This is a genomic window from Pseudomonas sp. GW821-FHT05D12 (assembly GCF_059419825.1).
This window is the reverse complement of record NZ_JBWKSN010000006.1, coordinates 64,700-82,180: the sequence shown is the minus strand read 5'-3', so window position 1 is coordinate 82,180 and position 17,481 is coordinate 64,700. Positions and strand designations below refer to the sequence as shown.

Here is a 17,481-nt window from a genome sequence, read left to right as displayed (position 1 = left end):
CTAAAACACTCTATACGTACAAAATATCAACCTAGTTGGACGAGAAAGCTACTGCTTTATGGTGAGCGATGCCAGGTATGTAATCTTCTATTGGTTGCTGATCGATATATGCTCCAAGAAGCATAAGTCAAAACTTCACATCACAAAAACTACAGAAAACACCGATCACCAGACTAGACCCTGAGCCGAATCCGCAGCACAATCGGCTCACCAAATGAGCTGAATAACCTCTCTATTCGGCTCACGCACCCCAGGCATTCCACCATGGCTCATCCGCACTGGATCTGGCAACACGCCGACTGGCCTCACTTCCACTGGCAACCCGGTCGCCTCGCGGCCTTACTGCGCGAATGCGGACAAGCCCAAGGCAAGCTGTTGGGCATGCTCGGCTCCGTCAGCCAGGCAGTCAGCGCACAGAATGAACTGGATGCGCTGCTGCAAAATATCCTGACGTCCTCGGCGATTGAGGGTGAGCAGTTGAATGTCGGCTCAGTGCGCTCGTCCCTGGCAAGGCGGATGGGCCTGGAAGCGATGGAAGACGGTCAGGTAAGCCGCCGCAGCGAAGGCCTCGCCGAGTTGATGATGGATGCCACTCAACAATTCACCCAGCCGTTTACCCTCGCCCGCCTACTGAACTGGCATCACTTATTGTTCCCGGCCCCGGAAGCGAGCTATGCCGCTCGAACGCTCAGTATTGGATCCTTGAGGGGAGATGAGCCGATGCAAGTGGTGTCGGGCCGGCTTGATCGGCCGACCGTGCATTTCGAGGCCCCGCCACGTCTGGGACTGGAGCAGGCACTGGCGGATTTCCTGGAGTGGTTCGAAACCAGCCGCGATCAGCCGGAACTGGACCCATTGGTACGCGCCGCCGTCGCGCACTTCTGGTTTGTCACACTGCACCCCTTCGATGACGGCAATGGTCGCCTGACACGCGCTATCACCGATTTGGCACTGGCCCAAGGTGAACACCAGGCCATCCGTTTCTATGCCATGTCAGCCAGCATCCTCGAAGACCGCACCGGCTACTACAACGCGCTGGAATCCAGCCAGAAGTCCTCCCTGGATATCACTGCCTGGCTGGAGTGGTTCCTTAAAACCCTGTTACGCAGCGTGCAGCAGGCCATGGCGCGGATTGACCGGGTGCTGGAAAAAAGTCGTTTCTGGCAGCAACACCGCGACCGTCCTTTGTCGGCTGAACAGATCAAGGTCCTCAATCGCCTGCTCGACAGTGGTGAGAAGGGCTTCGAGCACGGCATCAGCGCGGCGCAGTACCAGGCGGTGGCAAAGGTCTCCAAGGCGACAGCGACGCGACACCTGGCGGACCTGCTGGAAAAAAACTGCCTGGTCCGCCTCCCCGGAGGCGGCCGCAGCACGCGTTATCAGGTCAATACAGGGGGCGAGTGACACCCCACTCATTTGCCCAGAATCCCCATGTCTGCTAGTGTCGCGCCGGTTTACCGTCTACCGGAATAGCCGCCATGGCCCGCAAAAAAGTTGCACTCGATTTCGAACAATCCCTCGCCGACCTGCAAACCCTGGTCGAGCGTCTGGAGAACGGCGAGCTGTCGCTGGAAGACTCGCTGACGGCGTTTGAGCAAGGTATCGGCCTGACCCGCGACTGCCAGAGCGCCTTGGCGCAGGCGGAGCAGAAGGTGCAGGTCCTGCTGGAACGTGACGGGGAGTTGGCCGAAGAACCTTTCGATGCGGAACAGCCGGAATGATCGACGCGTATCAGGCCAGTAGCCAAGCCCGGGTAAATGCGGCGCTGGAGCCCTTGTTTGTTGCGCCAAGCCCGGAAATGACGCGCCTGTATGAAGCCATGCGCTACAGCGTGATGAATGGCGGCAAGCGTGTGCGCCCGCTGCTGGCCTACGCGGCCTGCGAAGCCCTGGGGGCGCCTGCCGAAGAGGCGAATGGCGCGGCCTGTGCGGTGGAGCTGATTCACGCCTATTCCCTGGTGCATGACGATTTGCCGGCGATGGACGACGACGATCTGCGTCGCGGCCAGCCGACCACCCACAAAGCGTTCGATGAAGCCTATGCGATCCTGGCCGGCGATGGCCTGCAGAGCCTGGCGTTCAGCGCGTTGCTGGACCCGGCACTGAGCAGCGTCAACGCCGAGATCCGGTTGCGCATGGTCACCGCCCTGGCCCACGCCGCAGGCCCGGCCGGCATGGTGGGCGGGCAGGCGATCGACATGGGTTCGGTCAGCCTCAAGCTGGACCAGCAAGCCCTCGAGCACATGCACCGCCACAAGACCGGCGCGCTGATCGAAGCCGCCGTGCACCTCGGCGCCCTGGCCAGCGGGCGTGCCGAAGCCGCGCAATTGGCGGCCCTGACCACCTATTCCCGGGCCATCGGCCTGGCGTTCCAGGTGCAGGACGATATTCTCGACGTAGAAAGTGACACCGCCACCCTGGGCAAGCGCCAAGGTGCGGATATCGCACGGGACAAACCGACTTATCCTGCGTTGCTCGGCCTTGAAGCCGCCAAGGCCTATGCCCTGGAGCTGCGTGACCAGGCCCTGGACGCCCTGCGACCTTTCGACGCGGCGGCCGAGCCGCTGCGTGACCTGGCGCGGTATATCGTCGAACGCCGCCACTGATAACGGCGGCTATTGCAGCCGCATATCAGCCAAGTTCGGCGCTCTGCGTGGGCAGTTTGCGATGCTTGAGGTAAACTGCCGCCTCTTCTATACCTATAACGATTCGCCTGATGCCCACGACGTTCCAAGAGATTCCCCGCAAGCGCCCGTCCACGCCCCTGCTCGACCGTGCTGCCACGCCGGCCGGCCTGCGTCGACTGGGTGAAGCCGAGCTGGAAACCCTGGCCGATGAACTGCGCCTGGAATTGCTCTACACGGTCGGCCAGACCGGTGGGCATTTCGGTGCCGGCCTGGGCGTCATCGAGCTGACCATCGCGTTGCACTACGTATTCGACACCCCGGACGACCGGCTGGTGTGGGACGTGGGCCACCAGGCGTATCCGCATAAAATCCTTACCGGCCGTCGCGAGCGCATGGGCACCCTGCGCCAGAAGGACGGCATCGCGGCCTTCCCGCGTCGCTCCGAGAGCGAGTACGACACCTTTGGCGTCGGCCACTCCAGCACCTCGATCAGTGCAGCGCTGGGCATGGCCATTGCCGCCCGCCTGCAAGGCAGCGACCGCAAGGCGATTGCCGTGATCGGCGACGGCGCGTTGACCGCCGGCATGGCCTTCGAGGCGCTGAACCACGCGCCGGAAGTGGACGCCAACATGCTGGTGATCCTCAACGACAACGACATGTCGATCTCGCGCAATGTCGGCGGCCTGTCCAACTACCTGGCCAAGATCCTCTCCAGCCGTACTTACGCCAGCATGCGCGAAGGCAGCAAGAAAGTGCTCTCGCGTCTGCCCGGCGCGTGGGAAATTGCCCGCCGTACCGAAGAATATGCCAAGGGCATGCTGGTCCCCGGCACCCTGTTCGAAGAGCTGGGCTGGAATTACATCGGCCCGATCGACGGCCATGACCTGCCGACCCTGATCGCCACGCTGCGCAACATGCGTGACCTCAAGGGCCCGCAATTCCTGCACATCGTCACCAAGAAGGGCAAGGGTTTCGCCCCGGCGGAAGTCGACCCGATTGGTTATCACGCGATCACCAAGCTCGAACCCGTCGATGCACCCGCCGCCGCGCCGAAAAAAGCCAGCGGGCCAAAGTATTCCGGTGTGTTCGGTGAATGGCTGTGCGACATGGCCGCCGCCGACCCGCGCCTGGTGGGCATTACCCCGGCAATGAAGGAAGGCTCCGACCTGGTGGCCTTCAGCGAGCGTTTCCCGCTGCGCTACTTCGACGTGGCGATTGCCGAGCAGCACGCGGTGACCTTCGCCGCCGGCATGGCCTGTGAAGGCGCCAAGCCAGTGGTCGCGATCTACTCCACCTTCCTGCAGCGCGGCTATGACCAACTGGTCCACGATGTGGCGGTGCAGAACCTCGACGTGCTGTTCGCCATCGACCGCGCCGGTTTGGTCGGCGAAGACGGCCCGACGCACGCCGGCAGCTTCGATCTGTCCTACCTGCGCTGCATCCCCGGCATGCTGGTGATGACACCGAGCGACGAAAACGAATTGCGCAAGATGCTCAGCACCGGCCACCTGTACAACGGCCCGGCTGCCGTGCGCTACCCGCGTGGCAACGGCCCGAATGCGGTGATCGAGAAAGACCTCGAGCCAATCGAGATCGGCAAGGGCATCGTGCGTCGCCAAGGCAGCAAGACTGCGTTCCTGGTGTTCGGCGTGCAGCTGGCCGAAGCCTTGAAAGTCTCCGAGAAAATCGACGCGACCGTGGTCGACATGCGCTTCGTCAAACCCTTGGATGAAGCCCTCGTGCGCGAAATCGCCGGCAGCCACGAGCTGCTGGTGACTGTCGAAGAAAACGCCATCATGGGTGGCGCTGGTGCGGCGGTCAGCGAGTTCCTGGCGCGCGAGAACATCCTCAAGTCGGTGTTGCACCTGGGCTTGCCGGATGTGTACGTCGAACATGCCAAGCCGGCGCAGATGCTCGCTGAGTGCGGGTTGGATGAGGCCGGCATCGAAGCATCGGTGCGCGAGCGCCTGGCACTGCTCGGCCTGTAACCCCGAATCACCTGTAGGCGCTGGCTTGCCTGCGATAGCATCACCTCGGCCTCACTGAAAAACCGAGGTGCCTGCATCGCAGGCAAACCAGCGCCTGCATTGGTTTCGTGCCGTGTTCAAATGCAATGGACAGCCCATGAGTCGCCTTCGCTTCGCCCTGCCCTTCCTTCTCCTGCCCGCCAACGACCTGCTCGCCGATACCTTCGAGCGCGACGACGCCCTGAAACTTCCCGACGTCATCATCAGCGCCAACCGCCAGGTCCAGGCGCGCAACGACAGCAGCGCTGCCAACACCGTATTCACCCGCGACGACATCGACCGCCTGCAGCCCACCAGCCTCACCGACCTGCTCAGCCGCGTGCCCGGCGTGCAAGTCGCGCCCACCGGTGGCCGTGGCAGCTTGCCGGGCATTTATATTCGCGGCACCAAATCCGCACAAAGCCTGGTGCTGGTGGACGGCCAGCGCATCGCCAACACCACCTCCGGCGACAGCGGCCTGCAGTACTTGAATGTCGACCAGATCGAGCGGGTGGAAGTGCTGCGCGGCTCGCGCTCGGTGATCTACGGCAGCGACGCGATTGGCGGGGTGATCCAGGTGTTTACCCGGCGCAACGCCGAGCAAGGCTTGCAACCGCGCATGAAGCTCGGGTTTGGCAGCAACGGCACGTGGGAGCGCAGTCTCGGCGTATCCGGCGGCGACGAGCACACGCGCTTCAACCTGGGTGCGAGCCTGGATGAAACCGCGGGCATCAATTCGACCCACCAATCGTTTCCCAGCGATGGCGATCATGATGCCTACCGCAATCAGTCCCTCAGCCTGAACCTCAGCCACGCGTTCAGCGACACGCTGGAGGCGGGTTTCAACCTGTTGGATAACCGCGGTAAATCGGAGTACGACAACAGCTTCGGCCGCTACGACGTCGCGACTCGCCAGACCGTTGGGCAAAAGCCCTACACCGATTACACCGTCAGCAGCGCCAGCGGCTATGTCGATGCCACGCTCAATCAGCACTGGCAATCGCGCCTGGAGCTGGGCCACAGCGAAAATCGCGATACCAAGCGCGATACCCTCAGCGATGACTCCAGTGTATTCAACACCTATCGCGACTCGGTCAACTGGCAGAACGACCTGACGATCAATGAGCAAAACAGCCTGATCCTCGGCGGCGACTGGTACGAAGACCGCTTCCACGGCTCCACCACCTTTACCGAAAACAGCCGCTGGAACCGTGCCGCCTTTGTGCAGCATCGCTTTCGCGGGGAGTGGTTTTCCACCGAGCTGGGCCTGCGCCGCGACCAGAACCAGCAATTCGGCAGCCAGAACAGCTGGAGCGGCACCCTGACCGTGCCGGTCAACCCCGACAACGACCTGCTGCTGAGCTACAGCGAAGGCTTCCGTGCGCCGACCTTCAACGACCTGTATTACCCGCAGACGCAATACAGCAACCCCGACCTGCAACCCGAAACCTCCAAGAGCTACGAGCTGCAATGGCGCAGCCAATTGACTGACAGCACACGCCTGGAAGCCTCGCTGTACCGCACCGACTTGAGCGATGCGATCATCCTCGATCGCACCGGCAAGCCGCAGAACGTGGCGTCGGCGCGCATCAACGGGTTTGAAGCGGCGCTCAAGCAGGACCTGTTCGGCTGGCAAGGCAACCTTGGCCTCGCCGTCATCGACCCGCGCGACCGCGACAGCGGCCACACCCTGGCCCGCCGGGCGCGGCGCACAGTGAGCCTGGACCTGGATCGTCAATTCGATAAGTTGGGCCTGGGTGCCAGCTGGCAGGCGATAAGCAGCAGCTACGACGATGAAGACAATCGCAATCGCCTGGGCGGTTATGCGCTGCTGGGGCTGCGCAGCAGTTGGGCATTGAACCGTGAAGCGTTGCTGTCGGTGAAGGTCGATAACCTGCTGGACAAGACGTACGCCCGCGCGATGTACAGCTACAACGACCCGGCGTTCCTGAACAATCACGATTATCGCGAAGAAGGCCGGGTGTGGATGTTTGGGGTGACCTGGACGCCTGAGATGTGAGGCGTCTGTGCAGGCCTCATCGCCGGCTCGGCGCAATCACCTCACACAACCGCCCCACCGCCTCCAGCATCTGCCCACTCGGCCGTTCCAAGCCTTTATCCGGCACCACGCGCACCCGTCCTGCCATCGCCGGCCAGACCTTCCAGGCCTGCAGCTGAGCCGGATCACCCACCAGGATCATCTCGGGATCACGCTGCAACACTGACTCGATGCTGACCTGCGGCGCGGGCAGCTTGAGATCGTCGAACACATTGCGCGCGCCGCACACATTCAACGCATCGCTGATGATCTGCCCGCCGCCCACGGTGTACAGCGGCTGGTCCCACACCTGGTAAAACACCCGCAATGGCGCGGCACGTTGATAACGCTGGCGCAATTCGGCCAGGCGTTGGCGCAACTGCACGGCCAGTTGCCGGCCGGCCTCGGCGCGGCCCAGCTGTTCGGCAATCGTCTGGACCTGGGTAGTGAGTTGTTCGAGGCTGTGCGGTTCGGCGACGAAAACCGGGATGTTCAGGCGCTGCAGCTGCTCGCGCTGGGCCGGGCCGACGCTGCCGGGCCACAGCAGGATCAGGTCGGGCTTGAGGCTGAGCAGGCGCTCCATGTCCAACTGGCCGTACTTGCCAACCGACGGCACGTTGGCCAGCGCTTCCGGGCGCTCACCGCCATCGAGCACGCCGACCAGCAGGTCGGCAGCGCCCAGTTCAACCACGATTTCAGACAAGGATGGCGCCAGGCTCACCACGCGCTCGGCCGCCCACGCCGGGGCACTCAGCGCCAGCAGCAGGACCGCCAGCCAGTGGCGCTTCATCCCAGTTGACGGGGAATGCGGTAGAGGTAAAAGAGCACCAGGGTCGACAGCGCCAGCAGAAACAGCGGCACCGCTTCCAGGCCGACGAACACCGCCAGCGCACCGATCCACGCGGGTATGGCAGCCACCAGCAACGCCGTGCGCCGGCGAGCCGCTAGGGTGATCCAGGCAGCCGGCTCTTCGGCGGTATCGAGGGCTTTGGCGGTGGCGATGAGCGCGTGTTTATAGCCGTGAAAGTAGCGCAGGCTGAGGAACATCGAGGCCACGCCGGCGATAAAGAATGGCATCGCCAGCACCGGCAGCAGGGACTCGGCCTGGCCAAACACCAGGTTGATCACGAACAGCGGGAGCAGCGCCAGGGCCAGGTACTGCCACCAGTTGAAGGACAGTCGCCGTTTCACCTGGCCGCGGGTCACGCGCGATCGACCTCGCCCTGATGCTCGTTGCCCATCATATGGTCGAGCTTGCTGGCCTTGGTCGCGAGGTAGAGCTTGTTATGCGGGTTGTGCCCGGTGTGCAGCGGCACGCGTTCGGCCACAGTGATGCCCATCTCGGTCAAGGCCTTGACCTTGCGCGGGTTGTTGGTCATCAGGCGCAGGGATTTGACGCCCAAGTGCTCGAGCATCGGCAGGCAGATCGCGTAGTCACGCTGATCGGCGGCGAAGCCCAGGCGCTCATTGGCCTCGACGGTATCGGCGCCGCCATCCTGCAGCTCGTAGGCGCGGATCTTGTTCAGCAAGCCGATGCCACGGCCTTCCTGACGCAGGTACAGCAGCACGCCACGGCCTTCACGGGCGATAGCCTGCAGCGCGGCTTCCAGTTGCGAACCGCAGTCGCAGCGCTGGCTGAACAGCGCGTCACCGGTCAGGCATTCGGAGTGCACGCGCCCCAGAACCGGCGCGCCATCAGCGATATCCCCCAGGCTGAGCACAACGTGCTCGCGACCGGTGGCTTCTTCGAGAAAGCCGTTCATGGTGAACGTGGCAAAAGGGGTAGGCAGCTTGGAAGCAGCGACGAAAACGACGGGCACCGTGTGCTCCTGATTTCAGTTTTTACAGTGGCGGCCATTGTAACAGCAGGTTCCTACAGACGCTTAAGCTGAATTATCGCTGATAAAGATCAATCGGTTCGATTGGCCTTCATCCCGGTTCTATGCCAGTCAGAACGGATACGGCTGTTTCCAGCGCTCGAAAATCGGCTTCAGCTCGGCATTTTTCACCAGGGTCGCCATGCGCTGGTCGAACAGTGCCATTAACCCCCGTCCACGCTCGTTGTCGGCAAACCCGACATACAACGGCAGTTCGGCAATATGCGTCAGCCTGAAGCGCGCCGGGTCGTCGGCCTGCTTGAGGACGTAGGAAACTTCGGTCAGGGCATCGATGTAGAAGTCGGCCCGGCCGTGCAGCAGCATCGGCAGAATGCCGTCGCGCCGCTGGATCTGGTCGAAACGGTGCACATTGGGCAAGTACTCCTCGTACTTGTAGCCGCGCACCCAGGCCAGGCGGTAATTGCCGAGGGTGGCCACGGTCGGCGTCGCGGTGCTGGCCAGGCCGAGGGCGTAGATATGATCGGAATCGAAGTTCCAGTGCGGGTACAACACCCCTTGGGCTTCTTCGCGATAGGAACCGACCCAGCCGTCCACCTCGCCACGCTGGGTCAGGCCGACCGAACGGGTATAGGGCACGGTGCGGGTCTGCAGCCTGATCCCCGCAGGCTCGAACACCTGACGCAGCACATCCCAGGCCAAGCCGCTGCCGTCGGCGTTGGTGTAGTCGTCCCAGGCCTCACTCGCCAGCAGCACCTTGCCGGGCACCACCGGCACTTCCCGCGCCTGGGTCAGCGCCGCAACAGCACACAGCAGTATCAGCAGCCAGCGGCGCACATCCATGGTGACGACCTCCTGCAAAGCCTTGCATCCGTGATAACGCTATAGAGGGTAGCGCAGCTCGCCGACTCAGGGCGCCTCGCGAAAATGCTGATAGCCGCGAACGGCCGGGGTGATGTCCTGCCCGGCGGCATCCAGCAGCGTCGCGCCCTGCCCCGCCTCGACCCGGCCGATCACATGGATCGGCCAGCCGCCGGCCAGCAGCGGCGCCAACTCGACAGGTGGCAGGGTGAACGCCAGGACATAATCGTCGCCGCCGCTCAAGGCCGCCACGCGCGCGGCGTCATCACCGACAAACGCCAGCAGCGGCGCCGACAACGGCAACCGCTCGCGCTCGATCAATAGGCTGACAGCCGATGCCTTGGCGATATGCCCGCAATCGGCCAGCAGCCCGTCGGAGATATCCATCGCGGACGTAGCCTTGCCACGCAACGCCAGCCCCAGGGCCAACTGCGGCTGCGGCGACCAGTAATGGGCCAGCAGCGGATCGGCGATGGCCGCGTCGGCGCTGCGCTGCCCCAGGACCAGCGGCAAGGCACCGGCGGCATTGCCGAGCTCACCGCCCACGCACAGCAGGTCGCCCGGCTGCGCACCGCTGCGGGTCAGCGCCTGCCCGGCGGGTACACGACCAAACACGGTCAGGGTCAGGCTCAACGGCCCGCGTGTGGTGTCGCCGCCCACCAGGCCCACACCGCAGCGTTGCGCCATGGCGTTCAAACCCTGGGCGTAGCGCTGCAGCCAATCGGCATCGACCGTCGGTGTCGTCAGGGCAAGGGTAAACGCGAGGGGATGGGCGCCCATGGCGGCCAGGTCGCTCACCGCCACGGCCAGCGAGCGCTGGCCGAGCAGGAACGGGTCACAGGGGTCGGCAAAGTGCACGCCGGCCACTAACGTATCGGTGGAGATTGCCAGCTGCTCCCCGGCAGGGAGCGCCAGCAGGGCGCAGTCATCGCCAATCCCCAGGGCAATGCCTTCGCCGCCCTGCGCGCACGGCGCGGCGGCGAAGTAGGTGTGGATCAGCTCAAACTCACCCATGGGAACTCAAGCGCGGCTTAGCGCTTGTGTTCCTTCACTTCGGCTTCGCGCAGGCGCGGGGCCAGCTTGTCGAGCACGCCGTTGACGAACTTGTGGCCGTCGGTCGAACCGTAGACTTTCGCCAGCTCGATCCCTTCGTTGATCACCACGCGGTACGGCACGTCGACGCGCTTGAGCAGTTCCCAGGTGGACAGGCGCATGACGCACAGTTCAACCGGGTCCAGTTCCTCGATGGTCAGGTCCAGGCAAGGTGCCAGGGCCGTATCGATCTCGGTCAGGTTGGCGTGGACGCCGTGCAGGATGTCGTGGAAGTAGCTCTGGTCGGCGAACGTAAAGTCGTTGTCGACACGAAACTGTGCCTCGATTTCGTTCAGCGAAGCGCCCGCCAGGTGACGCTGGTACAGCGCCTGGGTCGCGAGCTGACGCGCCTTGCGACGCTTCTCGCTCTTGGAGGGCTTGCCGGCATCCGCAGGACGTGGCTCCTGAGGGTTGAACTGATCGCTCTCGTCGGAAATCACTTGGCCTCCAACTGCGACAGCAGGCTGACCATTTCCAGGGCGGACAGGGCAGCTTCAGCGCCTTTGTTACCGGCCTTGGTGCCGGAACGCTCGATGGCTTGCTCGATGGAATCCACGGTCAGCACGCCAAACGCAACCGGCACGCCGAACTCCATGGACACCTGGGCCAGGCCCTTGGTGCATTCGCCCGCCACGTATTCGAAGTGCGGAGTACCGCCACGAATGACCGCGCCCAGGGCGATGATCGCCGCGTATTCACCCTGTTGTGCAACTTTTTGCGCAACCAGTGGAATTTCGAAGGCGCCAGGCGCACGGATGATAGTGATGTCGCTCTCGCTCACACCGTGGCGAACCAGGGCGTCCACGGCACCGCTTACCAGGCTTTCAACCACGAAGCTGTTGAAGCGGCCAACCACCAGGGCATAGCGGCCTTTGGGGGCGATGAAGGTACCTTCGATGGTCTTCAGGGTCATTCGACAAATCTCTTAAAGAGCCGGGACGCGAAAAGTGCGTCCCTCAGTGATGATTTAACCGCGAACAAGGGGCAGGAATCGCCGGCCTTTATTCGGAGGGCACGTATTCTACAACTTCCAGGTCGAAACCGGATATCGCATTAAATTTCATTGGCGCACTCATCAGGCGCATTTTGCGCACACCGAGGTCGCGCAGGATCTGCGAACCGGCGCCGACGATGCTGTAGGTGGTCGGCGTCTTGACCTGGGCATGCTCGGCGGTTTCGCGAATATGCGCGAGCAGGACGTCGCCATCCACCGGGTTGCCGAGCAACAGCACCACACCACTGCCAGCCTCGGAAACCGCCGCCATGGCGGCGCGCAGGCTCCAGCGGCCGGGTTGCTTGACCATCAGCAGGTCGCGTAGCGGGTCCATGTTGTGCACCCGCACCAGGGTCGGTTCGTCGGCGCAGATGGTGCCCAGGGTCAGGGCCATGTGCACGTCGCCTGCCACCGAATCACGGTAGGTCACCAGGTTGAATTGGCCCAGTTCGCTGTCCAGCGGCTGCTCGGCAATCCGCTGAACGGTACGTTCGTGGATCATGCGGTAGTGAATCAGGTCGGCAATCGTGCCGATCTTGATGCCGTGTTCAGCGGCGAAGGCTTCGAGTTCGGCGCGACGGGCCATGGTGCCGTCGTCGTTCATCACTTCGCAGATCACCCCGCTCGGCTCGAACCCGGCCATGCGCGCCAGGTCGCAGGCCGCCTCGGTGTGGCCGGCGCGCGCCAGGGTCCCGCCCGGCTGGGCCATCAGCGGGAAGATATGGCCGGGGCTGACAATGTCTTCAGCCTTGGCATCTTTCGCGGCAGCCGCTTGCACGGTGCGCGCGCGGTCGGCGGCGGAGATACCGGTGGTGACGCCGGTGGTCGCTTCAATCGACACGGTGAACTTGGTGCCGAAGCCCGACCCATTGCGCGGCGCCATCAACGGCAGCTTGAGCAGTTCGCAGCGCTCACGGCTCATGGGCATGCAGATCAGCCCACGGGCGTGCTTGGCCATGAAGTTGATGTGCTCGGGCTTGCAGGCCTCGGCGGCCATGATGATGTCGCCTTCGTTCTCGCGGTCTTCGTCGTCCATCAGGATGACCATCTTGCCTTGGCGGATGTCTTCAACCAGTTCTTCGATGCTATTGAGCGCCACGCGGCACCCCCTTGGTCAGGATTTCAGGTAGCCGTTAGCGGCCAGAAAACTTTCAGTGATGTTCCCGGCAGTTGGCTCTGCGGCCTTATCGCCCAACAACAGGCGCTCCAGGTAACGGGCAAGCAAGTCGACTTCCAGGTTCACCCGGCGACCCGGCTGGTAGGACGCCATGATGGTTTCGCTGAGGGTGTGGGGAATAATCGTCAGTTCGAATTCGGCGCCATTCACGGCGTTCACGGTCAGGCTGGTGCCGTCGACGGTGATCGAGCCTTTGTGGGCGATGTACTTGGCCAGCTCTTTCGGCGCGCGGATGCGAAATTCCACGGCACGCGCGTTTTCGCTGCGGGCAACCACTTCGCCGACGCCGTCGACGTGGCCGCTGACCAGATGGCCACCGAGGCGGGTGGTCGGGGTCAGGGCTTTTTCCAGATTGACCGGGCTGCCGGCCTTCAGGTCGTTCATCGCGGTGCAGTCCAGGGTTTCCCGGCTGACATCGGCGGCAAAGCCGTTGCCCGGCAGTTCGATGACGGTCAGGCACACGCCGCTGACGGCGATGCTGTCGCCCAGCTTGACGTCGCCGAGGTCGAGCTTGCCGGTTTCAACCAGCAGGCGCACGTCGCCGCCTTTGGGGGTCATGGCGCGGATGCTGCCGATGGATTCGATAATGCCGGTGAACATGGCCTTCTCCTGGAAAACGGTGCGGGCACTTGAGCGCCCGGTCAGAATTATACGCTCGCGGGTTGAAGCGGGACGGCAGTGACTCGCCAGTCGTCGCCTACCGCGCGCATTTCAGTGATCTTGAGTTGGGGGGCGTCGGCCAGTTTCTCAAGCGGCCAGTCCAGCAAAGGCCGCGCGGCGGAGCCAAGGAACTTGCCGGCGACGAAAATCACATACTCGTCGACCAGCCCCTGCTGGGCAAACGCACCGGCCAGGCTCGGGCCGGCCTCCACCAACACTTCGTTGACGCCACGGGCGGCCAGCGCCACCAGTGCCGAGCGCAGGTCGACCTGACCGTCCACGCCCGGCACCACCAGGCACTCGGGCCCGCGCGGAAACTGGTTTTCCGGGGTCACGCAGGTGATCACCAGCGCGGGGCCCGCCTTGAAGAATGGCGCATTGAGCGGCACCCGCAGGCGCCCGTCGATCAACACGCGCAGCGGCGGACGCGACAGGGCGAGTGCCGTAGTGTCCGCATCCAGGCCCAGCTCGGCGGCGCGCACGGTCAGGCGGGCGCCGTCGGCCAGCACTGTGTCGGCGCCGGTCAGCACCACGCTGGCTTCGGCGCGCAGACGCTGCACGGCGGCGCGGGCAGCCGGGCCGGTGATCCATTGGCTCTCGCCGCTGGCCATTGCGGTGCGACCGTCGAGGCTCATCGCCAGCTTGACCCGCACAAAGGGCAGGCCATGCTCCATGCGCTTGAGAAACCCGGGGTTCAGCGCACGCGCTTGTGCCTCGAGCACACCGCTGTGCACCTCGATACCCGCCTGAGCCAGGCGCTGCATGCCCCGCCCGGCCACTTCCGGGTTCGGGTCCTGCATCCCGGCGACCACCCGCGCGACGCCGGCGCTCACCAGTGCGTCGGCACACGGCGGCGTGCGGCCATGGTGGCTGCAAGGTTCGAGGGTCACGTACACGGTGGCGCCGCGCGCCTTGTCACCGGCGGCGCGCAGGGCGTTGGGCTCGGCATGCGGTTCGCCGGTGCGTTCATGCCAGCCTTCGCCAACCACCTGCCCATCGCGCACAATCACGCAGCCGACCCGAGGATTGGGATGGGTGGTGTACAGGCCCTTGCGCGCCAATTCGAGGGCGCGGGCCATGTAATGGGCGTCGAGGACGGCCTGTTCAGCAGAAGGTGGGTTCATTCTTTGACCGGCTCACGGGCCAGGCGGTCGATCTCTTCGCGGAACTCATTGAGGTCCTGGAAGCGTCGATACACCGAAGCGAAACGGATATAGGCGACTTCGTCGAGCTTTTGCAGCTCGCCCATCACCAGCTCTCCAACCACCAGGCTCTTGACCTCGCGCTCGCCGGTCGCACGCAGCTTGTGCTTGATATGCACCAGCGCAGCTTCCAGCCGCTCGACACTCACCGGGCGTTTTTCCAGGGCGCGCTGCATACCGGCGCGCAGTTTTTCTTCGTCGAAGGGCTGGCGGCTGCCGTCGGACTTGATCAGCCGTGGCAACACCAGTTCGGCGGTTTCAAAGGTGGTGAAACGTTCACCGCAGGCCAGGCATTCGCGCCGGCGACGCACTTGATCGCCCTCGGCGACCAGACGCGAGTCAATGACCTTGGTGTCGTTGGCACCGCAGAAGGGACAGTGCATGGTGGCAGGCAACAAAAAAAGGGAGGGCCATGGTAGCGCATCCCCGTGGCAAGACAAGCCATAGCCTTTACGGTATATAGGCTGACTATTATGTTTCATATTTTTTAAGCCACGGATTTTGTCCTTTCTGGAGCCGTACATGCAGTTACGACCACTTGTTTTGCTTACCCTGTTCAGTTTCCTGGTCGCCTGCAGCAGCGAAGCCCCCAAGCCGGCCGCGCCTCAACCCACGCCTGCGCAAGAGAAAAAAGTCCCAGGCATCGAGGACCTCGGCCCCCTGCCCGCCTACCAGCGTGAAATCAGCGGCAGCCTGACCAACGTGCCGGCCGGCGCCGAAGTCGAGATGGCGCTGCTGGTCATCGATGACCGTTCGCGCCCGCAACAACTGCTGGCCAGCAGTGTGCTGACCGGCAACGGCCAGCCGCTCGCCTTCCGCCTGCGCTACAACCCCGAAGCCTTCCCGGCCGGTGCGCGGGTTGAATTGCGCGGTCGCGCCAGCCAGTCCGGCCAGTTGATCCTGCACCTGCCCGCCGTGCGCATCACCCAGCCGATCACCCAGACCACCGGCCCCCTGCAACTCGTCAAGGCACCATGACGCCACCGCTGGACCTGCAAGCAGCGCTGAGCGAGCTGATCGGCGACGCGCACTTGGTGCCCTGCCCTTTGCCGGGCACCGAGTTGTCGTTGTGGTTGCTTGACGCCGACAACATGGACCGCGCTTTCAGCCCCGAAGAAACCCGACGCATCCTGCACGAGCCGCCTTACTGGAGCTTTTGCTGGGCCAGCGGCCTGGCTCTGGCACGTTACCTGGCGGCGAACCCGCAATGGGTTGCGGGAAAACGCGTGCTCGACTTCGGCGCCGGCTCCGGTGTGGCCGCGATTGCGGCGCTCAAGGCCGGAGCGCTGGAAGTGGTGGCCTGCGATCTGGATCCGCTGGCGTTGGCGTCCTGCCGGGCGAATGCCGAGCTCAACGGCGTAGAGCTGAGCTACTCGGAGGACTTTTTCGCCGAAGCCGACCGCTTCGACCTGATCCTGGTCGCCGACGTCCTCTATGATCGGGCCAACCTGCCGCTGCTGGACCAGTTCCTGAGCCGAGGCCGCGAAGCGTTGGTGGCGGATTCGCGCGTGCGCGATTTCCAGCATCCGGATTACCGGCGGCTGGAGATCCTGGATGCGCTGACGTTGCCGGATTTGGCGGAGCCTTGGGAGTTTCGCAAGGTGAGCCTGTACCATTCGCGGCGTTCTTGAGGCCATCGCCGGCAAGCCAGCGCCTGCAGGTGAGCGCATTCGCCTGCTGGACACGCTTTCAGCCAATCGCGCCAGCCCTTATAGTTGCCCCATTCCCGCTTTATTCGAGACGCCCCATGAGTGAGCCCACGCCGTACATCTTCGATGTCACCACCGCCAACTTTGATCAGGCAGTGATCCAGAACTCCTTCGAAAAACCCGTGCTGGTGGATTTCTGGGCCGAGTGGTGCGCGCCGTGCAAGGCGCTGATGCCGATGCTCGCGCAGATCGCCGAGAGCTATCAGGGCGAGTTGCTGCTGGCCAAGGTCGATTGCGATGCCGAGCAGGATATCGTCGCGCGGTTTGGCATTCGCAGCCTGCCGACCGTGGTGCTGTTCAAGGATGGCCAGCCGGTCGACGGTTTTGCCGGGGCGCAGCCGGAGTCGGCGGTGCGGGCGATGCTGGAGCCGCATGTGCAGATGCCACCACCGGCCGCGGCAGATCCGCTGGAGCAGGCCCAGGCGCTGTTTGCCGACGGCCGCATCAGCGATGCCGAAGCGGTGCTGGTGGCGCTGCTGGGCGAGGACAATACCAACGCCGCGGCGTTGATCCTGTATGCGCGCTGCCTGGCCGAGCGCGGTGAGCTGGGTGAAGCCCAGACCGTGCTGGACGCGGTCAAGAGCGACGATCACAAGGCCGCCCTCGCCGGGGCCAAGGCGCAAATCACCTTCCTGCGCCAGGCCGCCGACCTGCCGGACGCTGCCGACTTGAAAAGCCGCCTGGCGCAAGACCCGCAGGACGACGAAGCGGCTTATCAACTGGCCATCCAGCAACTGGCGCGCCAGCAGTACGACGCGGCGCTCGAAGGCTTGCTCAAGCTGTTTATCCGCAACCGCAGCTACAGCGAAGGCTTGCCGCACAAGACCTTGCTGCAGGTGTTCGAACTGCTGGGCAATGATCACCCGCTGGTGACCGCGTACCGCCGCAAGCTGTTTGCCGCGCTGTACTAATCGCCGATCCAACTGTACAGCGGCGTATCCCCGCCGCTGCTCACCTTGACCTTGGCACTATGGCGCAGGCGCACCAGCAGGCGCTTGCCCGCCGACGCGTCGCCCGCCAAACCTTCAAGCTGGTCGAGCAACTCCAGGCCGTTCAGCTGGCCGGCGTTGCGCAACAGGTCCTGGGCGCCCTGCCACTGGTCGTCATTGTGCTTGGCCGGCGCCACCGGCGCGGCAGCCGCACTCGTCACGGGCGCAGCCTGCAACTGCGCGCCGAGTCGCGCCCAATCGCCGTCATCCAGTTCCAGCGTCAAGTCCACCGGCAGGTCGCCGACGGTTCCACGAATTCGCAACATCGTCCTTACTCCTGCACTTTTCTGAC

The 17,481-nt window shown here is 63.9% G+C and carries 20 protein-coding genes; 8 read left to right on the top strand and 12 right to left on the bottom strand.

The window, feature by feature from the left end:
- Positions 1-264: 264 nt before the first annotated feature.
- The 5 genes from AC07SI_RS12925 to AC07SI_RS12905 all read left to right on the top strand — a co-directional run bounded on the left by AC07SI_RS12925 (position 265) and on the right by AC07SI_RS12905 (position 6,652).
- Complete coding sequence (locus AC07SI_RS12925; RefSeq protein WP_495005827.1) at positions 265-1,404, top strand: Fic family protein; 1,140 nt, start codon at positions 265-267, stop codon at positions 1,402-1,404.
- Positions 1,405-1,478: 74 nt separating this feature from the next.
- On the top strand, positions 1,479-1,721 hold the full coding sequence (locus tag AC07SI_RS12920) for an exodeoxyribonuclease VII small subunit (RefSeq protein ID WP_003176346.1): 243 nt from the start codon (positions 1,479-1,481) through the stop codon (positions 1,719-1,721).
- Positions 1,718-2,605: a (2E,6E)-farnesyl diphosphate synthase gene (gene ispA, locus AC07SI_RS12915; protein WP_495005826.1), complete on the top strand. Its 888-nt coding sequence runs from the start codon at positions 1,718-1,720 to the stop codon at positions 2,603-2,605. Before AC07SI_RS12920 ends, ispA begins: the two co-directional genes overlap by 4 nt.
- A 110-nt stretch (positions 2,606-2,715) precedes the next feature.
- Positions 2,716-4,614 (top strand): 1-deoxy-D-xylulose-5-phosphate synthase, encoded by a 1,899-nt coding sequence (gene dxs / locus AC07SI_RS12910; RefSeq protein WP_495005825.1) that lies wholly within the window; start codon positions 2,716-2,718, stop codon positions 4,612-4,614.
- A gap of 136 nt (positions 4,615-4,750) precedes the next feature.
- Positions 4,751-6,652, top strand: coding sequence for a TonB-dependent receptor domain-containing protein (locus AC07SI_RS12905; RefSeq protein ID WP_495005824.1), 1,902 nt, complete (start codon positions 4,751-4,753; stop codon positions 6,650-6,652).
- A gap of 16 nt (positions 6,653-6,668) precedes the next feature.
- On the opposite strand, the gene AC07SI_RS12900 is transcribed toward AC07SI_RS12905, so the two are convergent.
- The 11 genes from AC07SI_RS12900 to nrdR form a co-directional block, all read right to left on the bottom strand.
- Entirely contained in the window at positions 6,669-7,460 is a 792-nt protein-coding gene (locus AC07SI_RS12900; RefSeq protein WP_495005823.1) for a cobalamin-binding protein, read from the bottom strand.
- Positions 7,457-7,876 (bottom strand): MFS transporter, encoded by a 420-nt coding sequence (locus AC07SI_RS12895; protein WP_065909981.1) that lies wholly within the window; start codon positions 7,874-7,876, stop codon positions 7,457-7,459. The genes AC07SI_RS12900 and AC07SI_RS12895 overlap by 4 nt, the downstream gene beginning before the upstream one ends.
- Complete coding sequence (gene ribA / locus AC07SI_RS12890) at positions 7,873-8,490, bottom strand: GTP cyclohydrolase II (protein WP_065909979.1); 618 nt, start codon at positions 8,488-8,490, stop codon at positions 7,873-7,875. The genes AC07SI_RS12895 and ribA overlap by 4 nt, the downstream gene beginning before the upstream one ends.
- Before the next feature lie 129 nt (positions 8,491-8,619).
- Positions 8,620-9,348: a substrate-binding periplasmic protein gene (locus AC07SI_RS12885; RefSeq protein ID WP_495005822.1), complete on the bottom strand. Its 729-nt coding sequence runs from the start codon at positions 9,346-9,348 to the stop codon at positions 8,620-8,622.
- Between the two features lie 66 nt (positions 9,349-9,414).
- Complete coding sequence (gene thiL / locus AC07SI_RS12880; protein ID WP_495005821.1) at positions 9,415-10,380, bottom strand: thiamine-phosphate kinase; 966 nt, start codon at positions 10,378-10,380, stop codon at positions 9,415-9,417.
- A gap of 17 nt (positions 10,381-10,397) precedes the next feature.
- Positions 10,398-10,898, bottom strand: a complete 501-nt coding sequence (nusB, locus tag AC07SI_RS12875) for a transcription antitermination factor NusB (protein WP_044269051.1) — start codon at positions 10,896-10,898, stop codon at positions 10,398-10,400.
- Entirely contained in the window at positions 10,895-11,371 is a 477-nt protein-coding gene (gene ribH, locus AC07SI_RS12870) for a 6,7-dimethyl-8-ribityllumazine synthase (RefSeq protein ID WP_003176356.1), read from the bottom strand. The genes nusB and ribH overlap by 4 nt, the downstream gene beginning before the upstream one ends.
- A gap of 88 nt (positions 11,372-11,459) precedes the next feature.
- Positions 11,460-12,551, bottom strand: coding sequence for a bifunctional 3,4-dihydroxy-2-butanone-4-phosphate synthase/GTP cyclohydrolase II (gene ribBA / locus AC07SI_RS12865; protein WP_065909973.1), 1,092 nt, complete (start codon positions 12,549-12,551; stop codon positions 11,460-11,462).
- Positions 12,552-12,566: 15 nt separating this feature from the next.
- Positions 12,567-13,229: a riboflavin synthase gene (locus AC07SI_RS12860; RefSeq protein ID WP_065909971.1), complete on the bottom strand. Its 663-nt coding sequence runs from the start codon at positions 13,227-13,229 to the stop codon at positions 12,567-12,569.
- A 47-nt stretch (positions 13,230-13,276) separates the two neighbouring features.
- A complete protein-coding gene (ribD, locus tag AC07SI_RS12855) occupies positions 13,277-14,413 on the bottom strand; it encodes a bifunctional diaminohydroxyphosphoribosylaminopyrimidine deaminase/5-amino-6-(5-phosphoribosylamino)uracil reductase RibD (RefSeq protein ID WP_495005820.1) in 1,137 nt (378 codons plus the stop codon).
- Positions 14,410-14,874, bottom strand: a complete 465-nt coding sequence (gene nrdR, locus AC07SI_RS12850; protein WP_016978538.1) for a transcriptional regulator NrdR — start codon at positions 14,872-14,874, stop codon at positions 14,410-14,412. The genes ribD and nrdR overlap by 4 nt, the downstream gene beginning before the upstream one ends.
- A gap of 139 nt (positions 14,875-15,013) precedes the next feature.
- On the opposite strand from nrdR, the gene AC07SI_RS12845 reads away from it, so the two are divergent.
- The 3 genes from AC07SI_RS12845 (at position 15,014) to trxA (ending at position 17,111) form a co-directional block, all read left to right on the top strand.
- A complete protein-coding gene (locus tag AC07SI_RS12845) occupies positions 15,014-15,469 on the top strand; it encodes a YbaY family lipoprotein (RefSeq protein WP_065909967.1) in 456 nt (151 codons plus the stop codon).
- Complete coding sequence (locus AC07SI_RS12840; protein WP_495005819.1) at positions 15,466-16,122, top strand: class I SAM-dependent methyltransferase; 657 nt, start codon at positions 15,466-15,468, stop codon at positions 16,120-16,122. Before AC07SI_RS12845 ends, AC07SI_RS12840 begins: the two co-directional genes overlap by 4 nt.
- Before the next feature lie 116 nt (positions 16,123-16,238).
- The gene (gene trxA, locus AC07SI_RS12835; protein WP_065909965.1) at positions 16,239-17,111 is read left to right on the top strand and encodes a thioredoxin; all 873 of its coding nucleotides are present in this window, start codon (positions 16,239-16,241) and stop codon (positions 17,109-17,111) included.
- On the opposite strand, the gene AC07SI_RS12830 is transcribed toward trxA, so the two are convergent.
- Complete coding sequence (locus AC07SI_RS12830) at positions 17,108-17,455, bottom strand: hypothetical protein (RefSeq protein ID WP_106802509.1); 348 nt, start codon at positions 17,453-17,455, stop codon at positions 17,108-17,110. The genes trxA and AC07SI_RS12830 overlap by 4 nt on opposite strands.
- Positions 17,456-17,481 lie beyond the last annotated feature (26 nt).

Coding starts and splice junctions, on each gene's coding strand:
- AC07SI_RS12925 (WP_495005827.1), top strand. CDS start 265: ATGGCTCATCCGCACTGGATCTGGCAACACGCCGACTGGCCTCACTTC.
- AC07SI_RS12920 (WP_003176346.1), top strand. CDS start 1,479: ATGGCCCGCAAAAAAGTTGCACTCGATTTCGAACAATCCCTCGCCGAC.
- ispA (WP_495005826.1), top strand. CDS start 1,718: ATGATCGACGCGTATCAGGCCAGTAGCCAAGCCCGGGTAAATGCGGCG.
- dxs (WP_495005825.1), top strand. CDS start 2,716: ATGCCCACGACGTTCCAAGAGATTCCCCGCAAGCGCCCGTCCACGCCC.
- AC07SI_RS12905 (WP_495005824.1), top strand. CDS start 4,751: ATGAGTCGCCTTCGCTTCGCCCTGCCCTTCCTTCTCCTGCCCGCCAAC.
- AC07SI_RS12900 (WP_495005823.1), bottom strand. CDS start 7,460: ATGAAGCGCCACTGGCTGGCGGTCCTGCTGCTGGCGCTGAGTGCCCCG.
- AC07SI_RS12885 (WP_495005822.1), bottom strand. CDS start 9,348: ATGGATGTGCGCCGCTGGCTGCTGATACTGCTGTGTGCTGTTGCGGCG.
- thiL (WP_495005821.1), bottom strand. CDS start 10,380: ATGGGTGAGTTTGAGCTGATCCACACCTACTTCGCCGCCGCGCCGTGC.
- ribH (WP_003176356.1), bottom strand. CDS start 11,371: ATGACCCTGAAGACCATCGAAGGTACCTTCATCGCCCCCAAAGGCCGC.
- AC07SI_RS12860 (WP_065909971.1), bottom strand. CDS start 13,229: ATGTTCACCGGCATTATCGAATCCATCGGCAGCATCCGCGCCATGACC.
- ribD (WP_495005820.1), bottom strand. CDS start 14,413: ATGAACCCACCTTCTGCTGAACAGGCCGTCCTCGACGCCCATTACATG.
- nrdR (WP_016978538.1), bottom strand. CDS start 14,874: ATGCACTGTCCCTTCTGCGGTGCCAACGACACCAAGGTCATTGACTCG.
- AC07SI_RS12845 (WP_065909967.1), top strand. CDS start 15,014: ATGCAGTTACGACCACTTGTTTTGCTTACCCTGTTCAGTTTCCTGGTC.
- AC07SI_RS12840 (WP_495005819.1), top strand. CDS start 15,466: ATGACGCCACCGCTGGACCTGCAAGCAGCGCTGAGCGAGCTGATCGGC.
- trxA (WP_065909965.1), top strand. CDS start 16,239: ATGAGTGAGCCCACGCCGTACATCTTCGATGTCACCACCGCCAACTTT.
- AC07SI_RS12830 (WP_106802509.1), bottom strand. CDS start 17,455: ATGTTGCGAATTCGTGGAACCGTCGGCGACCTGCCGGTGGACTTGACG.